Source organism: Stygiolobus sp. CP850M, assembly GCF_037389425.1.
Classification (GTDB): domain Archaea; phylum Thermoproteota; class Thermoprotei_A; order Sulfolobales; family Sulfolobaceae; genus Stygiolobus.
This window is the reverse complement of the sequence record NZ_JBBHKR010000100.1, coordinates 1-3,086: the sequence shown is the minus strand read 5'-3', so window position 1 is coordinate 3,086 and position 3,086 is coordinate 1. Positions and strand designations below refer to the sequence as shown.

5 protein-coding genes are annotated in these 3,086 nt (G+C 39.0%); 3 read left to right on the top strand and 2 right to left on the bottom strand.

The window, feature by feature from the left end; genetic code table 11:
• The coding region (locus tag WIW89_RS12565; protein ID WP_337721018.1) for a PmbA/TldA family metallopeptidase at positions 1-484 on the bottom strand (484 nt) is incomplete at its 3' end.
• A gap of 31 nt (positions 485-515) precedes the next feature.
• Between WIW89_RS12565 and WIW89_RS12560 the strand changes: the two genes are divergently transcribed.
• From WIW89_RS12560 to WIW89_RS12550, 3 genes are read left to right on the top strand one after another with little or no spacing between them, the layout of a single operon-like run.
• Positions 516-929, top strand: a complete 414-nt coding sequence (locus tag WIW89_RS12560; protein WP_337721017.1) for a CopG family ribbon-helix-helix protein — start codon at positions 516-518, stop codon at positions 927-929.
• Positions 910-1,584: a B3/B4 domain-containing protein gene (locus WIW89_RS12555; protein ID WP_337721016.1), complete on the top strand. Its 675-nt coding sequence runs from the start codon at positions 910-912 to the stop codon at positions 1,582-1,584. The genes WIW89_RS12560 and WIW89_RS12555 overlap by 20 nt, the downstream gene beginning before the upstream one ends.
• Positions 1,581-2,504, top strand: coding sequence for a homoserine dehydrogenase (locus WIW89_RS12550; RefSeq protein WP_337721015.1), 924 nt, complete (start codon positions 1,581-1,583; stop codon positions 2,502-2,504). The genes WIW89_RS12555 and WIW89_RS12550 overlap by 4 nt, the downstream gene beginning before the upstream one ends.
• Positions 2,505-2,532: 28 nt before the next feature.
• On the opposite strand, the gene WIW89_RS12545 is transcribed toward WIW89_RS12550, so the two are convergent.
• Positions 2,533-3,086 (bottom strand): protoheme IX farnesyltransferase (locus WIW89_RS12545; RefSeq protein WP_337721014.1); only part of this gene is annotated, 554 nt, incomplete at its 5' end.

Below are 3,086 nucleotides of genomic sequence, written 5' to 3'. Positions count from 1 at the left end.
GACCAGAAAGCGTATAATCTACCGTAATATCCCTATCGTCCGTACTTAAATACTCCCTGTGAACCTCTCCCTCGTAATACCTTATAGACACGCTCTTAATCCTGTTGTCAAGCCTTAGTATCTGTTCTCTTAATTTCTTTAAGTCATTCATCTTCTCTTCAATGCTTTTGTTAACTTGCAACTTGGGTTTGATTTCGACCTTATCGTGTTTAGGCTGTAAATATACTATGTTTACTGTTTCATCTCCTATTGCACTTTCTATCGCGTTCTTTACGTTCTCTTTTGTGATTTCCTCAGACGAGGAATAGTACCCCCAATTTCCTTTGTATAAAACTCTTAACGAATATCCATCGTCTACTCCATTTGTGGAAACTATTTCTCTATCCTCAGTTACAAGGAGGGATAATTCCTTAGTCCTTATCCTCCTTAAGTCGGCAAAGCTCGCCCCGAGTTGCTGAGCATAGTCCAGTAATGAATAGTTCATACTTTTAATCACGTAGAAAGAGTATAAATTAATGAATGTGGAAAAGATCAGCGTATCTATACCTAAAGAATTGTACGAAAGACTTGAGAAGTACATGCAAAGTAACGGGATCAGTGACAGAAGCAAAATACTACAAACTGCTTTGAGGGATTTCTTGGATGAAAATGAGAAAGACCAGACCTATGTTATAGGGATAGTTAACCTAGTTTATGACTACGCAAGTACAGACAAGGTAACGACAATCCAGCATGAATATGAGGACAAGATAATCTCCGTATTACACCTCCATAAAGGAGAAAAATGCGTGGAAGCCATAGTTGTAAAGGGGATGAAATCAGAGTTAGTAGACTTAGTTAGCAAATTGACATCTGTGAAAGGTGTCAGTAAAGTAAAATTAATAGTCTCAGAGGTTCAAGATAATTTCCATGTCCAAGATAAGCATTAGCCATGAAGCAAGGAAGTTGGGAATCTTTATCGCTTATACTGAAGTGATAAGTATTATTGTAAGGGAGACCGATAACGGACTTGAAGAGGAGATGAAAAAGATCGAAGAGAAATATAAAGGTATAGATATTGATTCCCTGAAGGACGACCCAGTGGTTAGGGCTTATAGAGACTTTTATTGGAAAATCAAAATCGATCCTACAAAGACAAGACCTAGCGGGGAAGCACTGAGAAGGAGAATAGCTAGAAACGGAAAACTCCCAAGGATAAATAACGTGGTGGACATCGGAAATTTAGTGAGCGCGGACACTATGGTTCCTATAGGTATATACGACACAGCTCGTTTCAAATATCCATTAGTGCTCAGACTAAGCGAAGGGAATGAAACATTTCTTGGCATCGGGAAGAAAGAGCCAGAAAAACTCGATAAGGACATACCTATTCTAGTCGACGATGAAGGAAAGGTAATGCACATTTACCCACATAGAGACTCCCAATTGACAAACGTCATCAACACTACTGAGAATGTCCTGATAGTAAGTGCTGGTGTTATGGGTGTTCCCGAGGAATTAGTAAGGAATGCAACGACAAGAGTTGCAGAATTATTAGTTAAATACGCTTGTGGTAAATGGAATGGAGAGGTGACAATATTATGAAAATGCTGATACTAGGATACGGGAACGTAGGAAAGTCTTTTGTAAAACTACTCCTTCAAAAAAAGGAGAGTGTACCAGATCTAAAAGACGTAGAAATCGGCGGTATTGTAAACAGAAGAGGGATCATGTTAGGTTATAGAGATGAGTTCGAGGTGAACTTAAAAGGTGACGTTTTTACAGCTTATGAGAAAGTTAAGCCGGACATTATTATTGATATGATGTCTGCAAATTACAGAGATGGAAATCCTTCCCTCACGTTATACAAGACCGCTTTAAAAGACGGGGTAAGTATTATTACGACGAATAAGGCTCCGCTAGCATTAGCCTATAGAGAAGTCATGAGCTTAGTGGGAAAAGGTAGACTAGGGTTTCAAGGGACTGTTATGAGTGGAACACCCTCAATTAACCTTTTAAGGATCCTACCTGGAGCTGAAGTCAAAAGAATTAGAGGGATCCTAAATGGAACAACCAATTTCATACTGACTAGGATGTATAAGGGGGAACCCTTTGAGGAAGCTCTAAAAGAGGCTCAGAGGTTAGGGTATGCAGAAGAAGACCCTACTCTAGACATAAACGGGTTTGACGCAGCTGCTAAGCTGACGATCTTGGCTAATTTTGCAATGAAGAAAAACGTAAGCATAAGGGACATAAAGTTTGAAGGGATACAGAATGTAAAAGAGGCTATAAGAGGAAATAAAAAAGTTAAACTGATTGCTTATGCTGACGATAGTAAAATAGAAGTATTTCCGACAGAGTTAACGCCGGAAGACCCCTTATACTATATCGACGGAGTAGAAAACGCATTGGAAATTACGACCGATATACAAACTACTGTAATTAGAGGACCGGGTGCAGGACCAATAAACGCGGCTTATGGCGCTTTCTCTGACCTAATTTTATTAAAGAGAGGATTTATCTAGTCTAAATAGTTTTTCTCAACTATTCATCTTAAACTAACCGTAGAACGGTAGCTATGATTAGAATGATAGCTAGGTAAGGAGATGAGAACTTAAATGATCTCCAAGCCTCATCTTTATTAGGGTTCTTTATTAGCCTGAAGTTATAATAAAGAAGAATCATTGACAATACTGAGACTAATATGCCGTAAATTACACCTAAATACAACGTTAGAGAGAGGGCGAACGGAATCATTAAGATGTTTGAAACTGCTATAGCCTTTGCCGAAGTGCTCTCATCTACTAAAACTGGTAACATAGGTATTTCGGCTTTAACATAGTCATCCTTAAACCTTAGCGCCAATGACCAGAAGTGCCCTGGCGTCCACATGAACACTAAAAGTCCTAGCATTAACGATTCAAAATTGAACACACCTGATGAAGCTGCATAACCCGCCCAAGCCGCAGCACTCCCCGCTAGACCCCCTATAACTATATTCCACCAAGTTCTGGGTTTTAACCAAATGGAATATACTAAGACATATACTAAAAAACCAAGAGCAATAAAGAATGAGGTAAGTAAATTATCTAATAAACCAACTGCTA

Coding starts and splice junctions, on each gene's coding strand:
- WIW89_RS12555 (WP_337721016.1), top strand. CDS start 910: ATGTCCAAGATAAGCATTAGCCATGAAGCAAGGAAGTTGGGAATCTTT.
- WIW89_RS12550 (WP_337721015.1), top strand. CDS start 1,581: ATGAAAATGCTGATACTAGGATACGGGAACGTAGGAAAGTCTTTTGTA.
- WIW89_RS12560 (WP_337721017.1), top strand. CDS start 516: ATGAATGTGGAAAAGATCAGCGTATCTATACCTAAAGAATTGTACGAA.